General features: G+C 65.5%; 20 protein-coding genes. 6 read left to right on the top strand and 14 right to left on the bottom strand.

Annotated features, from left to right (window positions below; translation table 11 throughout):
• The first annotated feature begins 162 nt into the window (after positions 1 to 162).
• The 3 genes from B0G75_RS25145 to yjfF are packed head-to-tail and all read left to right on the top strand — an operon-like array spanning position 163 to position 3,931.
• Positions 163 to 1,809 carry a sugar ABC transporter ATP-binding protein gene (locus B0G75_RS25145; RefSeq protein ID WP_106311890.1) on the top strand — a complete coding sequence of 549 codons (1,647 nt, stop codon included), beginning with the start codon at positions 163 to 165 and terminating at the stop codon, positions 1,807 to 1,809.
• Positions 1,806 to 2,837 carry an ABC transporter permease gene (locus B0G75_RS25140; protein ID WP_106311887.1) on the top strand — a complete coding sequence of 344 codons (1,032 nt, stop codon included), beginning with the start codon at positions 1,806 to 1,808 and terminating at the stop codon, positions 2,835 to 2,837. The genes B0G75_RS25145 and B0G75_RS25140 overlap by 4 nt, the downstream gene beginning before the upstream one ends.
• Positions 2,834 to 3,931 carry a galactofuranose ABC transporter, permease protein YjfF gene (yjfF, locus tag B0G75_RS25135; RefSeq protein WP_106311884.1) on the top strand — a complete coding sequence of 366 codons (1,098 nt, stop codon included), beginning with the start codon at positions 2,834 to 2,836 and terminating at the stop codon, positions 3,929 to 3,931. The genes B0G75_RS25140 and yjfF overlap by 4 nt, the downstream gene beginning before the upstream one ends.
• A 23-nt stretch (positions 3,932 to 3,954) precedes the next feature.
• Here yjfF and B0G75_RS25130 read toward each other — a convergent pair whose 3' ends face one another.
• Both B0G75_RS25130 and B0G75_RS25125 read right to left on the bottom strand, forming a co-directional pair.
• Positions 3,955 to 5,256, bottom strand: a complete 1,302-nt coding sequence (locus B0G75_RS25130; RefSeq protein WP_106311881.1) for an MFS transporter — start codon at positions 5,254 to 5,256, stop codon at positions 3,955 to 3,957.
• Positions 5,257 to 5,320: 64 nt separating this feature from the next.
• Positions 5,321 to 6,100, bottom strand: coding sequence for a putative hydro-lyase (locus B0G75_RS25125; RefSeq protein ID WP_106311878.1), 780 nt, complete (start codon positions 6,098 to 6,100; stop codon positions 5,321 to 5,323).
• Positions 6,101 to 6,294: 194 nt separating this feature from the next.
• Here B0G75_RS25125 and B0G75_RS25120 point away from each other — a divergent pair, with 194 nt between their 5' ends.
• A complete protein-coding gene (locus tag B0G75_RS25120) occupies positions 6,295 to 7,233 on the top strand; it encodes a LysR family transcriptional regulator (protein ID WP_106311953.1) in 939 nt (312 codons plus the stop codon).
• Positions 7,234 to 7,263: 30 nt separating this feature from the next.
• Here the strand turns inward: B0G75_RS25120 and mdcH are convergent, their stop codons facing one another.
• Genes mdcH through B0G75_RS25080 form a run of 8 tightly spaced genes read right to left on the bottom strand, consistent with a single transcriptional unit; the run spans position 7,264 to position 14,483 of the window.
• A complete protein-coding gene (mdcH, locus tag B0G75_RS25115) occupies positions 7,264 to 8,196 on the bottom strand; it encodes a malonate decarboxylase subunit epsilon (protein ID WP_106311875.1) in 933 nt (310 codons plus the stop codon).
• Entirely contained in the window at positions 8,196 to 8,894 is a 699-nt protein-coding gene (locus B0G75_RS25110; protein ID WP_106311950.1) for a malonate decarboxylase holo-ACP synthase, read from the bottom strand. Before B0G75_RS25110 ends, mdcH begins: the two co-directional genes overlap by 1 nt.
• Positions 8,894 to 9,712, bottom strand: a complete 819-nt coding sequence (gene mdcE, locus B0G75_RS25105; protein ID WP_106311872.1) for a biotin-independent malonate decarboxylase subunit gamma — start codon at positions 9,710 to 9,712, stop codon at positions 8,894 to 8,896. The genes B0G75_RS25110 and mdcE overlap by 1 nt, the downstream gene beginning before the upstream one ends.
• Positions 9,709 to 10,593, bottom strand: coding sequence for a biotin-independent malonate decarboxylase subunit beta (locus B0G75_RS25100; protein ID WP_106311869.1), 885 nt, complete (start codon positions 10,591 to 10,593; stop codon positions 9,709 to 9,711). The genes mdcE and B0G75_RS25100 overlap by 4 nt, the downstream gene beginning before the upstream one ends.
• Positions 10,590 to 10,904 (bottom strand): malonate decarboxylase subunit delta, encoded by a 315-nt coding sequence (locus B0G75_RS25095; protein WP_106311866.1) that lies wholly within the window; start codon positions 10,902 to 10,904, stop codon positions 10,590 to 10,592. Before B0G75_RS25095 ends, B0G75_RS25100 begins: the two co-directional genes overlap by 4 nt.
• Positions 10,892 to 12,016 (bottom strand): triphosphoribosyl-dephospho-CoA synthase, encoded by a 1,125-nt coding sequence (locus B0G75_RS25090; RefSeq protein ID WP_106311863.1) that lies wholly within the window; start codon positions 12,014 to 12,016, stop codon positions 10,892 to 10,894. The genes B0G75_RS25095 and B0G75_RS25090 overlap by 13 nt, the downstream gene beginning before the upstream one ends.
• Before the next feature lie 2 nt (positions 12,017 to 12,018).
• The gene (mdcA, locus tag B0G75_RS25085; RefSeq protein ID WP_106311860.1) at positions 12,019 to 13,701 is read right to left on the bottom strand and encodes a malonate decarboxylase subunit alpha; all 1,683 of its coding nucleotides are present in this window, start codon (positions 13,699 to 13,701) and stop codon (positions 12,019 to 12,021) included.
• A gap of 8 nt (positions 13,702 to 13,709) precedes the next feature.
• Complete coding sequence (locus B0G75_RS25080; protein ID WP_106311858.1) at positions 13,710 to 14,483, bottom strand: GntR family transcriptional regulator; 774 nt, start codon at positions 14,481 to 14,483, stop codon at positions 13,710 to 13,712.
• A gap of 177 nt (positions 14,484 to 14,660) precedes the next feature.
• On the opposite strand from B0G75_RS25080, the gene B0G75_RS25075 reads away from it, so the two are divergent.
• Entirely contained in the window at positions 14,661 to 15,959 is a 1,299-nt protein-coding gene (locus B0G75_RS25075) for an MFS transporter (protein WP_181309338.1), read from the top strand.
• 63 nt (positions 15,960 to 16,022) lie between these two features.
• On the opposite strand, the gene B0G75_RS25070 is transcribed toward B0G75_RS25075, so the two are convergent.
• Positions 16,023 to 16,943 (bottom strand): DMT family transporter, encoded by a 921-nt coding sequence (locus B0G75_RS25070; RefSeq protein WP_106311947.1) that lies wholly within the window; start codon positions 16,941 to 16,943, stop codon positions 16,023 to 16,025.
• Positions 16,944 to 17,057: 114 nt separating this feature from the next.
• Between B0G75_RS25070 and B0G75_RS25065 the strand changes: the two genes are divergently transcribed.
• Entirely contained in the window at positions 17,058 to 17,939 is an 882-nt protein-coding gene (locus B0G75_RS25065; protein WP_106311853.1) for a LysR family transcriptional regulator, read from the top strand.
• A gap of 86 nt (positions 17,940 to 18,025) precedes the next feature.
• Here the strand turns inward: B0G75_RS25065 and B0G75_RS25060 are convergent, their stop codons facing one another.
• From B0G75_RS25060 to B0G75_RS25050, 3 genes are read right to left on the bottom strand one after another with little or no spacing between them, the layout of a single operon-like run.
• On the bottom strand, positions 18,026 to 19,084 hold the full coding sequence (locus B0G75_RS25060) for an ABC transporter ATP-binding protein (RefSeq protein WP_106311851.1): 1,059 nt from the start codon (positions 19,082 to 19,084) through the stop codon (positions 18,026 to 18,028).
• Between the two features lie 28 nt (positions 19,085 to 19,112).
• Positions 19,113 to 20,717 (bottom strand): iron ABC transporter permease, encoded by a 1,605-nt coding sequence (locus B0G75_RS25055; RefSeq protein WP_106311849.1) that lies wholly within the window; start codon positions 20,715 to 20,717, stop codon positions 19,113 to 19,115.
• Positions 20,717 to 21,760, bottom strand: a complete 1,044-nt coding sequence (locus B0G75_RS25050; RefSeq protein WP_106311847.1) for an iron ABC transporter substrate-binding protein — start codon at positions 21,758 to 21,760, stop codon at positions 20,717 to 20,719. The genes B0G75_RS25055 and B0G75_RS25050 overlap by 1 nt, the downstream gene beginning before the upstream one ends.
• Positions 21,761 to 21,809: the final 49 nt, after the last annotated feature.

Here is a 21,809-nt window from a genome sequence, read left to right as displayed (position 1 = left end):
CCGGGAAGCGCAGTACTGACAGATCGCAAAGGTTTCTCCAGTGGTGCCTGGCCGTCCGACTGCTTGGGCAGCGGGCGGCCTCTTTTCCGCGCACTGCCGGCTTGAGGACGCTTGAGGCCGCTGGAGGCCGCCGAACCACGCAACGCCGATCGAGCGAGGCCTATGACGCATCCCGCTTCCGAACCGAATTCGCCAGTTGGCGGCACCGGCAACGTCCAAACCACCACCGGCATTACCGGCATCGCTGCAACCCAAGCCGGTGCCACGAACGCACTCGAACCCATTCTCGCGACCGCCGGCGTCAGCAAGACATTCCCCGGCGTGAAGGCGCTGCAGCGCGTCGATTTCCGCCTGTTCCCCGGCGAGATTCACACGCTGATGGGGCAGAACGGCGCGGGCAAATCCACTTTAATCAATGTGCTTACCGGTGTGCTAGCACCGGACGAAGGCACGATCCGCCTCGGTGGCGAGCTGGTGGCGTTCGCCTCGCCGCAGGAAGCCGAAGCGGCCGGTGTGCGCACGCTGTACCAGGAAGTGAACCTGTGCCCGAACCTCTCCGTGGCAGAGAACATCTTCGCGGGCCGGCAGCCGAGGCGCTTCGGCGCGATCGACTGGCCCGACATCAAGCGCCGCGCCCAAGCCGCGCTGGCGCGCCTCGACGTGACACTCGACGTCACCCGTTCGCTCGACGCCTATCCGATCGCCGTGCAGCAGATGGTGGCCATCGCGCGGGCGCTCTCGGTGGACGCACGCGTCCTGATCCTCGACGAACCGACCTCGAGTCTCGACGACGGCGAAGTGAGCCAGCTTTTCAAAATACTTCGGCATCTTAAGCAATCAGGCATTGCAATTCTTTTCGTCACGCACTTCATCGAGCAGACGTACGCCATCTCGGATCGTATTACGGTAATGCGCAATGGCGAGCGCGAAGGCGAATATCTCGCGCGCGATCTCCCGGCCGATCAGCTCGTGTCGAAGATGGTCGGCCACGAGCGCATGAGCGCGCGTTTGCGCGAAGCCGCGCATGAAGGGCACGAAGGGCACGAAACCCACGAAGGGCCGCAAGCCGCGCAGGCCGTCCAGCCGTTCGTCGAGTTGCGTGGCGTCGGACGGCGCGGCACGATGCAGCCGATCGACCTCGATGTGCAGCCAGGCCAGATTCTCGGCCTGGCCGGTTTGCTCGGTTCGGGCCGCACGGAAACCGCGCGGCTGTTGTTCGGGGCGGACCGTGCCGACAGCGGCACGATTCTGGTGGAAGGGCGCCCGGTGCGGCTGCGTTCGCCGCGCGACGCGGTGCGCCACGGCATCGGCTATTGCGCTGAAGATCGCAAGAAAGAGGGCATCGTCGCCGAACTGTCGATCCGCGACAACATCCTGCTGGCTTTGCAGGCGCGGCGCGGATGGTGGCGCAAGATCAGCCGGCAACGGGCGCGCGAGCTGGCCGATCTGTGGATCGAGCGGCTCGGCATCAAGGCCGCGGATGCGGAACAGCCGATCGGCCTGCTGTCCGGCGGCAATCAGCAGAAAGCGCTGCTGGCGCGCTGGCTCGCCACCGATCCCAAACTGCTGATCCTCGACGAACCGACGCGCGGCATCGACGTCGCGGCCAAGTTCGACATCATGGATCGGCTGCTGGCGTTATGCGCGAGCGGGTTGAGCATCCTGTTCATTTCGTCGGAGATTAGCGAGGTGTTGCGCGTCAGTCATCGCGTGGCGGTGTTGCGCGACCGTCGCAAGATTGCCGAAGTGGCCGGCAAGGCGTCGAACGAAGACAACATCTATCGACTCATCGCGGGGAGCGGCGAATGAAGCTATCGAACTGGTTCGTGCGCGACGGCGCCGAGCGTCCGTTGATCTGGCCGTGCATCACGTTGGTGTTGTTGTGCGGGCTGAACCTGTGGGTCAATCCGCATTTCCTTTCGCTGCGCATGCTCGACGGCCACTTGTTCGGCGCGCCGATCGATGTGCTGAATCGCGCCGCGCCGCTCGTGCTCGTCGCCACCGGCATGACGCTGGTGATCGCGACACGCGGCATCGACATTTCGGTCGGCGCGGTGGTGGCGATCGCGGGCGCCGCGGCGGCGACGATCCTGGCGACTCAACCGGAACCATCAAGCGCACTGATTGCGCAGGCGCTGATCGCGGCGTTGATCGTCGGCTTGCTGAGCGGCATGTGGAATGGTTTGCTGGTGTCCTTCGTCGGCATGCAGCCGATCATCGCCACCTTGATCCTGATGGTCGCCGGGCGCGGCATCGCACAATTGCTGACGGCGGGGCAGATCATTCCGATCGGCGCGCCTGGCTATCTGTTCGTGGGCGGCGGCTACTTGCTCGGCGTGCCGTGTTCGGTGTGGATCGCTGCGGTGGCGGTGCTGGCGACCGCCGCGCTCGTCGAAGGCACCGCGCTCGGGCTGTTCATTCGCGCGATCGGCGTCAATCCGGTCGCCACGCGTCTGGTCGGCTTGCGCTCCAAGGCGCTCGTTTTCGCGGTGTACGGCTTCTCGGGACTGACCGCGGCGATGGCGGGCATTCTCATCAGCTCGAACGTACGCAGCGCGGACGGCAACAATGCCGGCCTCCTGCTCGAACTCGATGCGATCCTCGCGGTGACGCTCGGCGGCACGTCGCTGCTCGGCGGCCGCTTCAGCCTCGCGGGCACGGTGCTGGGCGCGTTCATCATTCAGACGCTCACGTACACCACCTATTCGATCGGCGTACCGCCGGAAGCCACGCTCGTCGTCAAGGCGGCCGTCGTGCTCGCGGTGAGCGTGATCCAGTCGCCGTCGGCGCGCTCGCTCGGTATGTCGCTTGTCACGCAACGGAGGGTGGCGCGATGAGACGCATCCTCGAAGCCTGGGCTCATATCATCGATCCGCGCACCCTGCCGATCGCCGTCACGATCCTGCTGTTCTGCGCGCTGTTCGGATTCGGCTCGGTAATGTACACCGGTTTCTTCTCGTGGCAAGTGCTGCTCGATCTGCTGGTCGACAACGCGTTCCTGCTGATCGTGGCGATCGGCATGACGTTCGTGATCGTGTCCGGCGGCATCGACCTGTCGGTGGGATCGGTCGTCGCGCTGACCACTATCGTCGAGGCGGTGCTGTCCGAACATCTGCATTGGCCGGTGTGGGTGATCCTGCCGGCCGTGCTGCTGATGGGCACCGTGTTCGGCGCGGTGCAGGGTGCGTTGATCCACTTCTTCCGCTTGCAGGCCTTTATCGTCACGCTGGCCGGCATGTTCTTCGCGCGCGGCTTGTGCTTTCTGATCACGACGCAGTCGATCACCATCACCGATCCGACCTTCCAGAAAATTTCGGCGTTCCGTCTCGACATCGGCGTTGGCTCGGTGACGGCGAACGTGCTGATCGCGTTCGTCACGCTGCTGGCGGCGATTTACGTGGCGCATTTAACGCGCTTCGGCCGCAACGTCTATGCGATCGGCGGCAACGCGCGCTCGGCTTTGCTGATGGGCTTGCCGGTGGCGCACACGCGCATTGGCGTGTATGCGCTGAGCGGCTTCTGTTCGGCGCTCGGCGGCGCGGTCTTCACGTTCTATGTGCTGTCGGGTTACGGCTTGCAAGGGCAGGGCATGGAGCTCGATGCGATCGCCGCGACCGTGATCGGCGGCACACTGCTGACGGGTGGCGTCGGCTATGTGATCGGCTCGCTGTTCGGCGTCGGCATTCTCGGCACGATCCAGGCGCTGATCACGTTCGACGGCACGCTCAGTTCGTGGTGGACCCGCATCGTGATCGGCGCCTTGCTGTGCGCGTTCTGTCTGTTGCAACGGCTGATCGAGCGTCATGCCAAATCGGTGGGCCGTCCTGGCGGCACCGGCGCGGTCGTGACCGCAGGACGCGAACGTGGCCACGCGGACGGATCGGCGGCGCCGGATTCGCATGTAATCGGACGCGCGCCTGAACAGGCTTGAACACACGCGCGCGTTGCGGCGGCTCACGCGCTGAGTTGCCGCCCTCTGGTTTCAGGCAGCGTCAACGCGGCGAGGATCACGATGCCGTACGCCGCCGCAGCGAATACGCCGATCGCGTGGCCGAGCGTCATCGTTTGCGACACGTAGCCGATCAGGAAAGGAAACGTCGCGCCGACCGCTCGCCCGAAGTTGTAGCAGAAGCCTTGGCCGGAGCCGCGAATCCGCGTGGGGAACAGCTCGGTAAGGAACGCGCCCATGCCCGAGAAAATGCCGGACGCGCAGAAGCCGAGCGGGAAACCGAGCACGAGCATCGAGAGATTGTCGAGCGGCAGTTGCGTGTAGATCAGTGCAATCGCGCACGACGCCAAGGCGAACGCGATGAAAGCGCGCTTGCGGCCGATTCTGTCGCTGACATAAGCGCCCGTCAGATAGCCGCAATACGAGCCGACGATCACCACGCCGAGATAGCTGCCGGTGCCGATCACGCTCAGATGCCGTTCGGTTTTCAGATACGTCGGCAGCCAGGTAGTCACCGCGTAGTAGCCGCCTTGCACGCCGGTAGCCAGCACGGACGCGCGCAGTGTCGTCCAGACAATCTCGCCGCGGAAAATATCGAACAGCGAAGCGCGCGTTTGCGTGGCGGCCTGCGCCGCTTTCTGCTGCCGATGCACTTCGGGCTCGTCGACGAAGCGGCGGATCCAGATCACGAACGGCGCCGGCGCAATGCCGATGGCGAACAGCACGCGCCAGGCGTAATCGGCCGGGACCAGCGAGAACACGGCCATGAAGAGCAGCGTCGAGATGCCCCAGCCGATCGCCCAACCCGCCTGCACGAGCCCCACCGCCTTGCCGCGATCGCGCGCGCGGATCACTTCGCCGATCAATACCGCGCCCGCCGTCCACTCGCCGCCAAAGCCGAGACCCATCAGCCCGCGCGCCCACAGCAACTGCGAGAAATTCTGCGCCAGCGCGCAAGCCAGCGTGAAGACCGCGAACCAGAGAATCGTGATCTGCAAAGTCTTCACCCGGCCGATACGATCCGACAGCACGCCGGCAGCCCAGCCGCCAAGCGCTGAACTCAGCAGCGTGACGGTGCCGATCAGACCGGCGTCGCCGCGCGTGATGCCCCACGTCGCGATCAGCGTCGGAATCACGAAGCTCAGGAACTGCGTGTCCATGGCGTCGAGCACGTAGCCGATCTTGCAACTCCAGAAGGCGCGCTTCTCGCTGGCGGAGATCTGCCGATACCACGCGAACGGGCCTTGTCCTGCACCGGACTCGGCATAATGCTCGGCGTCGGCGGTCAATTGCGCTTCGGTTTCCATGCTTGCACTCCGGTCGTGGTTGGCCGCGTCTCGTCGCACGGCGGGTGAGGTACCAACGCGGCGGCTACAGCACCGCCAGCGTGGTGTTCGGAATATCGGTGACGAGCATGTGCCCCGGCTTGTGCGCGATCGCGAACGGCAGACGCGCGCTTTCGATGGCGGCTTGCGGTGTCACGCCGCAAGCCCAGAAGACGGGCAGCTCGTCGCTGCGCACTTCGACGGCGTCGCCGAAATCGGGACGCGCCAGATCGCGAATGCCGATCAGCGACGGATCGCCGATATGAACCGGCGCGCCGTGCACGGCGGGAAAGCGGCTGGTGATCTGGATCGCGCGGATGGCGTCGGCGGCTTTCATCGGCCGCATCGACACGACCCGATTGCCGCCGAACACGCCGGCCGCCACGTTGCGCTCGCGGGTGCGATACATCGGCACGTTGACCTGCTGTTCGATATGGCGCAGCGCGATGCCTTCACGCCGCAACATTTCTTCGAAAGAAAACGAGCAGCCGATCGCAAACACCACCAGGTCGTCGCGCCACAATTCGTCGAGACTGCGCACTTCCTCGGCGCGCTCGCCATGCCGGTACACGTAAAACGCAGGCACGTCGTTGCGGATGTCGAGATCGGCGCCGAGCGCGGGCACGCGCCAGTCGCCCGGTTCACCGATGCCCAGCAGCGGACACGCTTTCGGATTCAGCGTGCAGAAGCGCAGGAAATCGTCGGCGTGCTGTTTGGGCAGGATGGCGAGATTGGCTTGCGCATAGTCGCCGCAATAGCCCGCAGTGGGACCGGACAGACGCCGGCTGCGTATCTGCTGACGAAACTCGGATGGCGTGTAGGACATGGACTGCTCGGCTCCAGGTAGATCGCGTGACTGAAACGCTTCAGCGATGCAAACCAGATTAGTAACGTCAAAAATATCCATCCAGCGAGTTCTTATTGCGTTTCGTTAAATTAAACTTAACAGCGTCGTGGCCCCGCCGTGGCCCGTTTACGGCGATGATCGCGTGCACCCGCCGCATTTGGGAGAGCTCCGCCATGAATACCCGCTTTGTCGAAACGTTTCTGACGCTCGCCCGCCTGGGCAGTTTTCGCGCGACCGCCGCCGCCATGCACGCGACGCCCGCGGCGATTTCACTGCGTATCAAGACGCTCGAAGCGGAGTTGGGCGTCGAGTTGATCGAGCGCGATGCCGCGGACTTTCAGCTCACCGCGAATGGCGAGCGGCTGCTCGCGCATGCGCGCTCGGTGGTGCAGGCCACGCGCTCGCTGCAACTTGCCGCGCAGGACGAGACGCAAGTGGCGACGCGTTTGCGCCTCGGCGTGATCGAGACGGTGGTGCATAGCTGGCTGCCGGATTACATCCGGATGCTGAACCTGGAGTACAACCGCATCGTCGTGGACCTCACGGTCGATTCGAGCGCGATACTCGGCCCGCGTTTGCGCGCGGGCGAACTGGACCTGGTGATTCAGGTGGAAGAAACGGCGGAGCAGGAGGCGTCGATCGTGTCGACCTTGTTGGCGAGCTATCCCGTGCGCTGGATCGCGCGCAGCGATCTGATTCCGGCCAGCCGCGCGAAACATGTGCAGACGGTGTTGAGCAAACCCGTGCTGACATTTGGCCGTGGCACCGCGCCGCAAGTCGCCGTCGAATCGATCGTGCAGGCGCTCGCCAAGCGCGCCGGTGTGCCGCTCGCGCAGACTCAGGTGACCTGCATGCCGTCGGTCGCGGTGATCGTGAAACTGCTGCGCGACGGTTTTGGAATCGCGGCGGTGCCCGCGCTATTCGTCGAGCCTTATCTGAGCAATGGGGAACTGGGACAATTGCAGGTGCGCCCGCTTCCGCCGCCGATCGACGTCGCGATGTACTACCGCGACGATGCCGACGTCGGCGTGCTCGCGGCATCGCGTGTCGCGCGTAACGCGTGCGATCAGTATGCGAAGGCGATGGGGCGGCAGTTGATCGAGAAACGCTGAGGCATGCATGACGAACATGCCGCACATCATTCAATGCGCGTCGAGACGCCGCCGCGCGGTGGCCACGAGTCGATCGAACGGGAAAGTGCTGGCGGCGAGCGCGGCGGTCTCCGGCAAGTATTCGCGCGCAATGTCGGTCAAGACCTGGCCCGGCGGCGCTTCGATCAGCACGTGCGCGCCCATTTCATGCATCACCGTGAGTGCGTCGAACCAGCGTACCGTGTAGCGGATATTGGTGGCAAGGTCATTGCGGATCGCGTCCGCCGTATACAACGGACGGCCGCCGCGATTGCCGACATAAATGCTTTGCGGCGTATGAAAGGGCACGTCCTTCGCGTAGGCGACCAGTTCGTCCGAGGCTTGCGCGAGCAATTCGCAATGCGACGGCACGCTCACCGCGAGGCGAGTGGCCTTGCGTGCGCCCGCGGCGAGCGCGCGTTCGATGAAGGCGTCCAGTGCGTCATTCGCGCCCGCTATGACAATCTGGCGCGGCGCGTTCACGTTGCCGATATAGACATGCTGCTGTGTTTCATCCGCATGTCGTGCGGCGAGTGTTTCCACTTGATACTCGGTCAAGCCCGATATCGCTGCGAGACCGTAGCCGGTCGGGTACGCGGTTTCCATCAATTCGGCGCGGCGACGTACCATTTTCAATGCGTCTGCAAAATGAATCGCACCGCAACTGACGGCCGCGGAGTATGCGCCGACCGATAGACCCGCGCTGATCTCCGGCATGAACCGTTCAGCGGCCAGCGCGCGCGTAAGCGCCACGCCTGCAACCGTCAGGCCGATTTGCACGGCGACGGTCGAGCGCAAGGCGTCCGGCGTGTCCAGTGTAAGCACATCGACGCCGAGCACCTGCGACGCTTCATCGAGCGTGTCGCGCACCGCATCATGCTCCGGCAGACGATGCAGGAACCCATCGGTCTGCGCGCCCTGACCTGGGAAAAGCAGCGCGAGCATCAGGCGTCGTCGCCGTGAGACGCGGCGCCCCACGGATCCGCGATCAGTTGCGGGCCGCACGCATGGCGGGCCAGCACACGCGGTTTGCCCGCTGCCCATTCGGCCAGCGCCACGCCGCCGGCGGGCGTATCGAGTTGCGCGTCCACGCGGACGCCGACGCGTTGCGCGAGCGCTTGCAGATAGTCGAGCAATTCAATCGCGAGGTTTCGCGTGAGGGGGGGTTCCTGCGTTCGGATAAGCAGATCGAGATCGCTCGATGCTGTCACCGTCGGCACATGAGTCGCCAGTTCGAAACCAGCGCTGCCGGTCGGTCCCCAGACGAATGCATTCAACGGGCCGGTCGCATCGTTTTGCAATGCGGCGAGCGCGGTGAAAGCGGGCAATGCATCGCGGCCGGCGAACGGTGTGCGTAAAAGAGCTTCCGGCGACACGGCGCTCACTACATCCGCCGACGATGCCCACGTGCCGTAACGCTCCGACCGCCCGACGCCGCGCATGCCGATCGCGACAAACCCATCCGCCGCCAGCGCGCGCCGGACGACTGCATACGGTGCGCGCCCGAAAGCCTCGCGCACCCACGACGGTTCACTGTCGAACGCTTGCAAGCGTTGCAGACGCAGCAAGTCGTGCGGCCGCCATCGCGCATCGCACGACGACGCGTGGTCGATTGCAAACGGCGGCGCGGCACACACTTGCATCACACGGCGTCCCATTGTTCGGCGAGACGCCGGCGCACTTCGATCGACGCCGCGCGATTCTTCTGCGCCGCCGCGGATTCCAGCCGATGCGCGAGATTGCGGCGGCCATCGTCGCGCACGCTGCGAATCTGCTCGCTCAACACCTGGCGCACGCGCTCGATCTGCGCGGCGTCTGGCGCATCGGCATCGACGCCTTCGATCAACTGATCGAGCAGGCCGAGTTTGGCGAACGACGCCATCGAATACGACATCGGCACGATGGTTTCGCCGAGCGCATCGAGCGCTTCAACCGTGCGGCGCGTGACGCGTGCGGCGGCTTCTTTGCCCATCGCATGAACCATCGTGCCGGGCGCGTCGAGCGCGACGATGCGATTACCCTGGTAGCCGTGCGCGAGGAACGCGCCCGACATGGCCGGTCCGACGATCAGCGCGATCACCGGATGGCCCGCGTCGCGTGCGGCGGCGTAGGCATCGACGGCCGCGGCGCAGGCGAGGTGAATGCCGAGCATTTCCTCACGATGGCCGTACGCCTGGCTTTTCACGTCCACGATCGCGACGATCGGGCGGCGCGCGCCGCTCGCTTCGTCGCGCGCAATGGCGTCGCGCACGGCGCGCGCGAGCCGCCAGCCCTGTTCGAGGCCGACCACGTTGTCGGTCGCGCGTGGAAAGCGGTTGGCGGGATCGGGCACGACCGAGAAGAAGTGCGCGGTCTCGCCGCCGAGCGGCGCGTCGCCGCTCAACACAGGCGCCCGAGTGTTTGATTCACCGGCTAGCGCCTGGAACCAGCGCGCGCCGCGGCTAAGTTGTGCGTCGCTCATGCTTGCTCCTTGCTCGATTCGTTTTGCGTTCGATGGTTGAACACGTCACGCATGTTTTCGGGCGTAACGCTGGCGGGATCGATCCGCGCGAGCCGGTCGAGGAACACGTCGACCTGTTCGGTGCGATGCGCGGCGGGCACGCCTTGCTCGAACGCGGAACGCACGGCGGCGCGCACAGCGTCCGCATCGTCGTCGACCAATGTATCGGCGAGGGCCGTCGCCGTGCGCTGTTCGCCGCCGATCAGCTGCCACACGCGGCGGCGGTCGCTGGCGTCGAGTTCGTCGATGCCGGCTTCCTGTTCGATCACTTCGGGCCCATTCATGCCGAGCCGACCTTGCTTCGTGACGACCAGGTACGAACACAACGCGGCCGCCAGCGACATGCCGCCAAAACAGCCGACCATGCCCGCGATCACACCGACCACCGGCACATGCCGCCGCAACGCGACAATCGCCGCCTGAATCTCCGCGATCACCGCGAGGCCGAGATTGGCTTCCTGAAGCCGCACGCCGCCGGTTTCGAACAGCACGACCGGTCGCACGATCTTGCCGCGTTCGCAGTCGCGCAGGGCCAGTTCGAGCGCCGCGGCGATCTTGCTGCCCGACACTTCGCCGATGCTGCCGCCCTGGAACGCGGATTCGATCGCGGCGACCACGGCGGGCTCGCTGTCTATGGTGCCGCGCGCGATCACGCAGCCGTCGTCCGCCTGGCAGACGACGCCTTGCAACGGCAGCCACGGCGATTCGATCTTGTCGAACGGGCCGAGCAGTTCGCGGAAAGTGCCCGCATCCAGCAGCGAGCGAGCGCGCTCGCGCGCCGGCATTTCGATGAAACTCTCGCGCAACATCGGCGCGGGTTGAGCGGTCGCAACCGTATTCATGCGTCGTCTCCCTGTTCGGCGGCTTCGACGGCTTCGGCGAGGCGCAACGCCACCACGCCGGGCGTCGCGCCGAAGTCGTTGATTTCGATTTGCGCGGCGCCGTCGTAGCGCGTGAAAAAGCGGTCGAACACGCTCTTCCAGATGTGGCTGTAGCCGTCGACGCTGGTGCGCACGACCACGTGCGCCATCAGCGCGCTAGCCGGATCGGCGGGCGAGAGCAGCACTTCCAGATCGCCCGAGCCCACCACGCCGACATGCGCGCGGGTCTTGACGGCGCGTTTCGCCGGATAGTCGAAAGTCAGATGTTCCATGAGTCGAGGCTCCTGTCGGCGTCGTGATGCGCCAGCATGTCGAGAAAGAGGGTGGCGGCGAGCAGATCGGCTGCGCCGCCGGGCGATGCGTTGAGCGTCAGCAAGTCGTGTTCGAGCGCGGCGAGCGCGGCGCGGCCCGCGGGCGTCGAACTGCCGCCCGCGTCCAGCACGCGTTGCGCGCCGTGTTGTCCGGCATGCAAACCGGGCAAGCCCGCGCGATGCAGCAGGCAGGTGTCGTCGAGCGTGGCCATGATCGAGAGCAGGGCGTCGACGCGCGCAGCGTTTTCGTCGATGCCTCGCCGACGCGCCGCGAGCAACGCGGGCAGGCCTACGTCGATCACATGCGGAAAGCCGTCTTGCGCTTCGCGGCGCGCGCCACCGACCTGGTAGCGCTGACGCGCGCGTTCGCCGTGACTGTCGGAAGGCGCGGCGAAGCGATCCGGGAAGCAGGCGATCTGCGCGGCGCGCGTGCTGATCCGCGCTGCGTTCGGACGCACGGCGCCTGCGGGCAGCGCAGCCCCCGCGACCAGCAGGCCGACGATCCAGATCGCGCCGCGATGCGCGTTGCTGCCGCTCGTGGCGTTTAGCATGTCGAGTTCACCGGCGCGGCCGATCTGCGCGAGTTCGGTACGCAGCAAAGCGGACGGTTCGCCGCGGCGGCGCGCCGCGCGGGCGAGCGCAGCGAAGGTCGGCTCGAGCGCGTGCGCCGAGCGCAGCATGGTGTCGAGATCGAGGTCGCGATGCGCGCCGCTGCCGCGCCGATCCACCAGCGCGGGCTTCGGCGTGAGCTGGGCTTCGTCGATCAGCGCGGTGATGGCGTAGCGGGCGAGTTGCGCGTCGGAAAGCGGAGGCGCGGCTTGCGCGGCGCGGGCGGTGGCGTGGGAAATGTTGGCGACGCCAGCGACACCAGCGACATTGGCGACGCCAGCGACATTGACGCATCTCGTCATGCCGGCGGCTTCACCAGCCTCGACAAGTCCGCCAATCTCAGCGACGCCGCCAAGTCCACCGCCTCCGACAACCTCGAAGCGCGGATCAACGAGCGGCGGCCGCACAGCGTCAGCGCAGCGCGCCTGCGCTTCTTCTCGCGCGAGCAAAGCAGGGGGCGCCATGCTCACCAGCTCCTGAAGCGCGCCGGCGGTTCGTACAGGCCGCCCGACCACGTCACCAGATCGTCGATGCTGCGTGCCGCCAGCAGCGAGCGCTTGGCCTCGCCACGCCGGATGCCGAGATCCTCGGGATACGCGACGATGCCGCGCCGGCGCAACTCCGCCGTCTTCTCCGGCTTCGCGCGTAGCCCGATCGGGGTCACGCCCGCCACCGCGGCAATCGCCGCGCGCCGTTCGTCGATGCCTTCGGCCTTGTGCAGATGCGCGATGCCTTCTTCGGTGACCACATGGCTGACGTCGTCGCCGTAGATCATCACGGGTGCAATCGGCATGCCGCTTTTCGCGCCGACCGCGACGGCGTCGAGCTTATCGACGAAGGTCGGCTCGCCGCCTTTCTTGTAGGTCTCGGCCATCTGCACGACCAGCTTGTGGCCACGCGATACAGGACCCTCATCGCGCAGCAGCTTCAGCCACGCTTCGCTCGAATGGCGCCGGCCGCGCGGATCGTGGCCCATGTTCGGCGCACCGCCGAACCCGGCGAGACGCCCGCGCGTGACCGTCGATGAATTCGCGTCGGCATCGATCTGCAAGGTCGAGCCGATGAACAGATCGACGCCGTATTGCCCGGCCAGCTGGCACAGCACGCGGTTCGAGCGCAGGCTGCCGTCGTTGCCGGTGAAGAACACGTCCGGACGCGCCTCGATATACGCCTCCATGCCGACTTCGCTGCCGAAACAATGGATGCTGTCGACCCAGCCCGATTCGATCGCGGGAATCATCGTGGGATGCGGATTGAGTGTCCAGTTGCGGCAGATCTTGCCCTTCAGGCCGAGCGATTCGCCGTACGTGGGCAACAGCAATTCGATCGCGGCCGTATCGAAGCCAATGCCGTGATTCAGCGAGCTCACGCCGTAGGGCTCGTAGATCCCGCGAATCACCATCATCGCGGTCAGCACCTGCAGGTCGCCGATATGGCGCGGATCGCGCGTGAACAGCGGCTCGACGGCGAACGGCCGGTCCGCCTGCACGACCACGTCGACCCATGAACCCGGAATGTCGACGCGCGGCAGTTCGTCGACGATCTCGTTGACCTGCACGATCACGATGCCATGCCGGAAGGCCGCGGCCTCGGCGATGGTGGGCGTGTCTTCGGTATTCGCGCCGGTGTACAGATTGCCGTGACGGTCGGCCTTTTCGGCGCACAGCAGCGCGACGTGCGGCGTCAGATCCACGAACATGCGTGCGTACAACTCGACGTACGTATAGATCGCGCCGATTTCCAGCTGGCCGTCTTCGAGCAGTTGCGCGACCCGCAGGCTTTGCGGGCCGGCAAACGAGAAGTCGACCTTATGCGCGATGCCGCGCTCGAACAGCGTCAGATGCTCGGGGCGGCCGATGCTCGAAATCAGCAGATGCACGTCGTGAATCTTCTGCGGATCGACCTTGGCGAACGAGCGGGAGAGGAAATCGGCCTGCTTCTGGTTGTCGCCTTCGAGAGCGACGCGATCGCCCGGCTGAATCAGCGTTTCGAGCGCGTCGACGATGCGCTCCGGCGGCAGCACGCCGTCTTTGAGCCAAGGGGCAATGGCGGCGAGGCGGCGGTTCTTTTCGTCGCGGCGGGTGGTCCACGAACGGGCGGCGGTGGGTGTCGATACTGCGGACGCAGCGGCTTCGGCGGGTCGGTTCATCGGCTTAGTCAGCTCCCGGTGGTGGCGCGCGGGCGTCTGCCGCGCGGCTTGGGTTGATTCGCAAGCGCGGTTTCGGCCTGCGCGCGTTCGGTGAGGAAACGATAAAGCAGGTCGCCCGTGCCCAGCAGATGCGCGACGACCAGTTTCTGTGCGGAGGGAATGTCGCGGCGTTCCACGGCGTCGAGCAGCGCGGCGTGTTCATTGTCGGAGGCGCCCTTGTACGACGGCAAGCCGAACTTCAGACGCAGATACCGTTCACCCCGCCGATGCAGCGTGCCGATCATCTCCTCGAGCTGCGGACGGGCAGCGGGCGCGTACAGGCTCATGTGAAACGCCACATTGCGCGCGACGTAAAGCGATGCGTTCGCCTCGAGTTCGGCGGCGCGGCACAGGCTGGCGGATTCGCGCAACGTGGCGGCCGTGTGCTTGGGAATCGCGAGCCCGATGGCGAGACTCTCCAGCGCGGAACGGATCTCGTAAATTTCGCGCGCTTCTTCCGCCGACAAAGGCGCGACGGTTGCGCCCTTATGCACTGCGGCTTTGGCCCAGCCTTCGCTCTCCAACTGACGCAGCGCTTCGCGCACGGGAATTGCGCTGACTGAAAAATGCCGCGCGATCGCGTCCTGCCGCAGCGGCGCGCCGGGTGCCAGCGTGCCGTCGACAATCGCCGCACGCAGCGCCTCCGCGATCACGCGGGACGTGCTCTCACGCGGCGCCGCCGCGGGTAAAAGCGGGGTGCGCGCCGGGGCGTCCAGGGGAAAACCATCTATTGCGTCGCTCATGATATCAAATATTATATATAAAAATTCCGCAATTAAACGCGGGCAAACCCGGAAAGATCTTCACCGTTCTGTGCGCGGAAGCCGCTGAGCGGTCGTACAAGGACACTGCTGTTCATCGCAAACGCGCTATCTAGTCGTTCGTGTCACGTATGCCAACTGTTGGACCGGAGGAGCATGATGAATTCACTCACCGACCGCACGTCGGTCACGCGGCGCCGCACGCCGCTCAATCGTTCGCAGATCGTAGGTTTTTGGGGAGCGTGGGCAGGCTGGACGCTCGACGGGATGGACTCGTTCATCTACGCGCTCGTGCTGACGCCCGCCCTGACCGAACTGCTGCCGCGCTCGGGTTATGCGGCGACGCCGGCGAACGTCGGCCTGGCCGGCTCGATCCTGTTCGCGCTGTTCCTGGTCGGGTGGGGGCTGTCGTTCATCTGGGGGCCGCTCGCCGATCGCTACGGCCGCACCAAGGTATTGGCCGGCACGATCTTCACGTTCGCCATTTTCACGGGACTGGCGGCGACCTCGCACAACGTGTGGGAACTCGGTATCTATCGCTTCATTGCGGGCGTCGGCATCGGCGGCGAGTGGGCGCTGGCCGGGACTTATGTGGCCGAAGCGTGGCCGGAGGATCGCCGCAAGATGGGCGCCGGTTATCTGCAAACGGGCTACTACGCCGGGTTCTTCCTCGCCGCGGCGTTGAACTACACGGTCGGCGTGCATTACGGCTGGCGCGCCATGTTCCTGACCGGCGCGGTGCCGGTGGTGGTCGCGATTCTGATTCTCTTGCGCGTGAAGGAGTCGGAGAAGTGGGAGAAGGCCGAGGCGAGCACCGTGCGCACCAAACCGTTGCGCGAGATCATGGGGCCGGCTTATCGGCGCCGCACGTGGGTCGCGTGCATTCTGCTGACAATCGCCATCATCGGGTTGTGGGCGGGCGCGGTGTACGAGCCGTCCGCCGTGATTCAGCTGGCGACCAAGGCCGGCATGGCGAAGAACGACGCGATCAAAACCGCTTCGCTGGCTACGGGGTTGTTGTCGGTCGCGACGATCCTCGGTTGTCTCGCGCTGCCGCCGCTCGCTGAGCGCATCGGCCGCAAGAAGACGCTGGCGATTTACTTCCTCGGCATGGCGGTGGCGATCGTCGGCAGTTTCGGCTGGGCGTTTTATTTGCCGAATGGACTCGCGCCGTTCATCGCGTGGCTCTTCGTGCTGGGCTTCTTCGGCGGCAATTTCGCGCTGTTCAGCTTGTGGCTGCCGGAGCAGTTCGAAACCCGCGTGCGGGCGACGGCCTTCGCGTTCTGCACGTCGTTCGGGCGGTTCGTCGGCGCGGGCGTCAACTTTCTACTCGGCGCGGCGGTGCTGCATATGCATACGCTCGGGGTGCCGGTGGCGTTGACGGCGATCGCGTTTATCGTCGGGCTGTTCGTGATTCCGTTTGCGCCGGAGACGAGGGGCGAGGTGTTGCCGCAGTGAGGTTGGCAGCTTGAGCGAAGAGGGTCGCGCCGGCAGCAACTTGGGCGTGCGGCGCGCCTCGCTTCAATCCACCTGCCGCCGCACTCGTCCGCCTGGCCGCAGCACCGAAAGCAACGGCCACCCGAGATTCACCCCCAGACTCGCCACCACGATCAGCACCATGCCGGCCAGTTGCAACATCGACAATGTCCGACCATACACGAGCGCATCGACCACGATGGCCGTCAGCGGATAAACGAACAGCAGCACGGCGATGATCGGCGTGCTCAGCTTGGGCAACGCGCCGTAAATCAGCACGTACGAAAGCCCCGTATGCAGTACGCCCATGCCGACCAGCCAGAACCACTGCATCGGTCCGATATGCACGGCAGTGAGCGGCGCGATAAACGGCAGGCACACCACACCGACCGCGCACTGCGCGAGCGTCAGCAGATGCGGCCGCAAGTTGCCGAGCCCTTTGGCGATCAGCGTGACGCTCGCGTACAGCACCGACCCCACCAGCGCTTCGCCGACGCCGATCAGATAGCTCGTATGACCCTGTAGATTCTCCGTGGCCGCGACGCCCGACGCGAGCACGAGTCCCACAAAAGCAGTCGCAATCCAGCCGAGCCGGTCCACGCCGAGCCGCTCGTTGAACAACGCCGCGCCGATCAGTACGACCCAGAACGGCTGCACGTGGAACACCACGGTTGCAACCGCGATGCTGGTGCGATGAATCGCATCGAAGAAACCGACCCACTGCGTGACCATCAGCACGCCCGTGATCAGCGCCAGCGTAACGGTGCGCCGCGTGAAATGCGCGCGCGTGAAGAAGCCTTGCCACGCGCAATACGCGGCGAGCGAGAGAAAGCCGAACAGGCAGCGAAAGAATACGAGCGTCAGCGCGCCGAGCCGCGCTTCCTCGACGAAGATGCCTAGCGTGCCCATCAGAAGCCCGCCGCTGGCCAGCGTGATGGCGCCTTGTTGACGTTGGGTGAGGGACATGCGCAACGGCTCCGCGAATTGATGTGATGAGGTGATGTTCACAGTATTGCGCGGCTTGCACGGCACCGACAAACGAATTAAATTGAGCAATTCCATTAGCGGGATTGATAAATCATGCACCCCGAATTCGACGTCGATCTGCTGCGCACTTTCGTCGCGGTGGTGGAAACGGGCAGCTTCACGAAGGCGGCCACGACCGTGCATCGTTCGCAGGCGGCGGTCAGCATGCAGATCAAGCGGCTCGAAACCATGCTCGGCACCACGCTGTTCGCCCGCAACACACGCAATCTGTCGCTCACGCGGCCGGGCAATACGCTGCTCGAATACGCGCGGCGTGTGCTGGCCTTGCATGAGGAGGCGTGGTCGGCGATCGTTCGGCCAGAGGTGACAGGTAGAGTGGTGCTCGGCGCGCCGGACGACTATGTGTCGTCGCTGCTGTCGCCCGTGTTGCGGCGCTTTTCGAATCTGTATCCGCACGTGGAAATCGAAATCGTCTGCGCGCAGAGCACGTCGCTCGCGCCAATGCTCGCCGACAACAAGATCGATCTCGCCTTCGTCACGCGCGACCGCAAGCTGCGCGGCGAATTCGTGCGCAGCGAGCCGATGGTGTGGGTGGGGGCGTCGGTGGATACGCCGGTGCTGGCGGCGTCGCCGCTACCGGTGGGCCTCTATGAGCCGGGCTGCGTGGCGCGCCAGCATACGCTGGCCGCGCTCGATGGCGCGCGGATTCGCTATCGCGCCGCGTTCAGCAGCGCGAGCCTGATGGGACTGGTGGCGACCGTGGATGCCGGGTTGTCGGTGATTGCGCTCACGCGTTGCAGCGTGCCGCCGCGGCTTGCGATTCTCGGTGAAGCACAGGGTTTGCCGAAGATCGCGCCGCTGGAAATCGTGGTGGCGCGCAGCGCCAAATCGGACCGTCCGACCTGCGATTATCTGGCCGCGCAGATGATGCAGGATCTGTCGCAGCGGCCTCAGGCGCGTGGGGCGCCGGCTTAGCGATGGGAAGAAGCGATTGTGCGGGTCGAGTTGCCGAAGGCGGCGTTTGAGTTCGTCTTCGCACCTTTAATGTTCAAACGCTGCGTTCAAGCACGCGCATAAGCCATCACTTCGCCATCCACCGCGAGCCGCACGTGCTCGCCCGGCCGCGGGCAAAGATAGCCCGGCACCCGCGCACGCACCATCGTCCGCGTGTCGGAACGCAATTGCAGCGCAACGCCCGCGTCCTGCCCTTGAAAGATCACTTCCGTGACGACAGCGTCATACGCTGCCGCGCCGTTAGGCATCGTTTCTTCTGCACGCAACAGACGGATCTGCTCGGGCCGCACCATCACGTCCACAGCGCCTTGGCCGATCGGCCCGGACAACGACAACTCGCCGAGTTCGCAGCTCACGCGATCCCGCGTGGCCATGCCCGGCAACAACACCGCCTCGCCGACGAACGATGCCAGCTCGCGCGTCACGGGCCGGCGATAGAGCGTCTCCGGCGTCGCCGTCTGGATCAGCTGGCCGTTCCACAACACCGCCACTTCATGTCCGAGCGACAACGCCTCGGATTGATCGTGCGTGACCAGTAGGGCGGTCGCGCCGGCCGCGGCCAACGCGCTGGCCACGGCTTGCCGGGTTTCGAGCCGCAAGGCGGCGTCGAGCGACGAGAAGGGTTCGTCGAGCATCACCAGCGTCGGCGACGGCGCGAGCGCGCGCGCCAGCGCGACGCGCTGCTGCTGACCGCCTGACAACTGCTGCGGCGCGCGTTCGCCGAAGTTGGCCGGCAAGCCGACCAGCTCCAGCAACTCCGCCACGCGATGCCGCGCACGTCGCTGCGCGCGCGGCAAGCCGAACACGATGTTGTCCGCCACCGACAGATGCGGAAAGAGCGCGCCTTCCTGCGGCACATAGCCGATGCGGCGCTGTTCGGAGGGCACATGCAGGCCGTCGCCGGCCACGCGGCGGCCGTCGATTTCCACACTGCCGCCGTCGGCGCGTTCGAAACCGCACAGCAAGCGCAGCAAGGTGGTCTTGCCGCTGCCTGACGGACCGAGCAGCGCCAGCAGCGTGCCGCGCTCGACGGACAGATCGATGCCGTGCAGCACAGGCGTGCCGTCGAATGATTTTTGCAGCCCGCGGATACGAAGTTCGCTCATGAAAATCCGATGATAAAAGCGCGGCGCGTCAGCTGCGTTCGCCGAGTAGCGCCGATTTGCCGAGCAATGCGAACAGGAGGCCGGAGGCGAACAGCGAGATGCCGGTGAGCAACGCCGCGTAGGGCGCCGCTGCGGCGAACGCCATCGTCGAGGTGTCGGCCCAGACCTGGGTGGCGAGCGTTTGCGTGTCGAGCGGGGAGAGCAGCAGCGTCGCGTTCAGTTCGGTGACGACCGAGATGAACACCATCGCCGCGGCGGCGCCGAGTCCCGGTCCGGCGAGCGGCAACACCACGCGCAACAGCGTCTGCGACCAGTTCAGGCCGAGTGCGCGCGCGGTCTCTTCGAGGCGCGGCTGCGCCTGCATGAAGGCGGCGCGCACACTGACGAGCGCAAGCGGCATGAACAGCATGGAGTAGGCGATCACCAGCAGCGTCGCACTCTGATAGAGCGGTTGCAGCGCATGGACCGCGAGCGACACGATCGCCAGCGCGATCACGAGACCCGGCACGCCTTGCGCGAGAAACACCGTGCGTTCGAACAAGGTCGCGAAACGGGTCGGATAGCGCACTAGCAGGAACGCGAGCGGCACCACGAGCAAGGTGGTCAGCAACGCCGCGGCAAGCCCGAAACCAAGCGACGAAATCGTCGCATTGAACAGCAGTTCGGGCGACACATCAGCCGGTGTGACCGCTGCCGCGCCCGGTTGCGTGAGCCAGTAGCCGATCATGCCGAGCGGCACGCCGAGCGTGGTGATCGACAACAATACAAAGCCGGCGACGACGATCCAGCGCCATACGCCGAGCTCGTAACGCAAGACCGCGCGACGTGTGCCGCGATCGACGCGTTCATAACGCGCCGCGCCGCGCACGCGAAACTCGAATGCCAGCACGATCAGGCAGATCACGATCAGCAGGCAAGCGAGCAGCGAAGCGCCGCCGCCATCGAAACTGGTGCGGAATTCCGCGTAGATCTGCGTGGTGAACGTACGAAAACGCAGCAGCGTAAATGCGCCGAACTCGGACAGCACACCGAGCGCGACCAGCAGCATGCCGCCAAGCAACGCGGGGCGCAGTTGCGGCAGCACCACGCGAATGAACGTGGTCCAACGGTTGCAACCCAGTGCGCGTGCGCTTTCTTCGAGTGCCGGATCCATGCCGCGCAACGCGGCGGCGACCGGCAGATAGACGAGCGGAAAATACGCGCAGGTCAGCACCAGCAACGCGCCCGTGAAGTCCTGCAGATCCTGACTCAACGACACCCACGCATAGCTCGAAATGAACGCGGGCATGGCGAGCGGCGCGGCGCTCAACACGGCCCACGCGCGGCGCCCCGGCAAATGCGTGCGTTCGACGAACCACGCAGCCGCCGTGCCGATCACGGCCGACACCAGCGTGGTCGAGACGGTAATCATCAACGTGTTGATCAGCAGTTCGCCGACCAGCGGCCGGAAGATCAGGTCGACCGCTTCGCCGACGCCGAAGCTTGCGGCGCGCCAGAACGTAAACGCAATCGGCAGCAACACCAGCAAAGCGCTGAGTGCCGCTGCCGCGAACAGCCCGCGAGGCGCGCGCGAACGGGCGCGCGCCGGGACAGTGGAGACAGCCGGTGGCCCGGCTGACAATGCTTCGCTCATTACAGCAGGCCTGCCTGGCGCAGCAGCTTGCCGGCCTGGCTATCGTCGCCGAGTTGCTGGATCGTCAGCGAAGGCGGGCTCAGTTCGGCGAACGGCTTGAGGATCGGGTCCGGTGCGACGCCGGCGTGCAGCGGATACTCGAACATCACGTGGCTCTTGGCCATCAATTCCTGCGCGCGGTCGCTGACCAGGTACGCGAGAAACTTCTGCGCACCGTCCGTGTTGTGCGCGGACTTCAGCACCGCGGCGCCCGACACGTTCACGGCCGCGCCGGCGTCGCCGTTGCCGAAGTGATAGATCGCGCTGCGGGTTTTGCCGTCGCCGAGTTCGGCATGCAGACGCGCCCAGTAGTAGTTGTTGACCAGGCCGGTCGCGACACCGCCGCGGTTCACGGCGGCGACCACGCCTTCGTCGTCGTCGAAAATCTGCGCGTTGGCTTTCAGGCCTTTGAGCCATTGCACCGTTTGCGCTTCGCCCTTCAGCGCGAGCACCGCGCTCACGAGCGGCAGGAAATCGCTGTCGCTCGGGGCGATGCCGATCTTGCCTTTCCATTCCGGCTTGGCGAGATCGAACAGCGATTGCGGCAGTTGCGATGCCTGGACCTTGCCGGTGTTGTAGGCGAGCACGTTTTCACGCGCGGTCACCGCGACCCATGCGCCGGTCGGCGAGTTGAAGCGCGCCGGCACGGTGGCGAGCGTCGAGGCGTCCACCTTGTTGAGCAAGCCTTTCTCTTCGAGCAGCATCAGCTCCGGCGAGTTTTCAGTGAAGTACACGTCGGCGGGCGTGGCGGCGCCTTCGGCAACGATCTGCGCGGCCATCGCCGGGCCTTCGCCGTTGCGGATCTTCACCGAGATGCCCGATTGCTTTTCGAAGTCCTTGGCGAGCACATTGACGACCTGCTCGTGCTGCGCGTTATACAGCGTGATCGACGCGGCCTCGGCCGCCGACGGCACCGTCGCGAAAGCGGCCAGCGTGAGCGCGACCGCGCTGCCAAGCGTAGTGGCCACGGCACGCAGGCGCGTGCCAAACGAGTTGTAAGCCATGATCCAGAAGTCCGTTGTGATGTTGTAGTTGATCTGTGTTGTTGACTGC

The organism is Paraburkholderia sp. BL18I3N2 (assembly GCF_003001875.1).
GTDB classification, from domain to species: Bacteria; Pseudomonadota; Gammaproteobacteria; order Burkholderiales; family Burkholderiaceae; genus Paraburkholderia; species Paraburkholderia phytofirmans.
The sequence above is the reverse complement of the archived record's forward strand: the minus strand, read 5'-3'. Positions and strand labels throughout refer to the sequence as shown.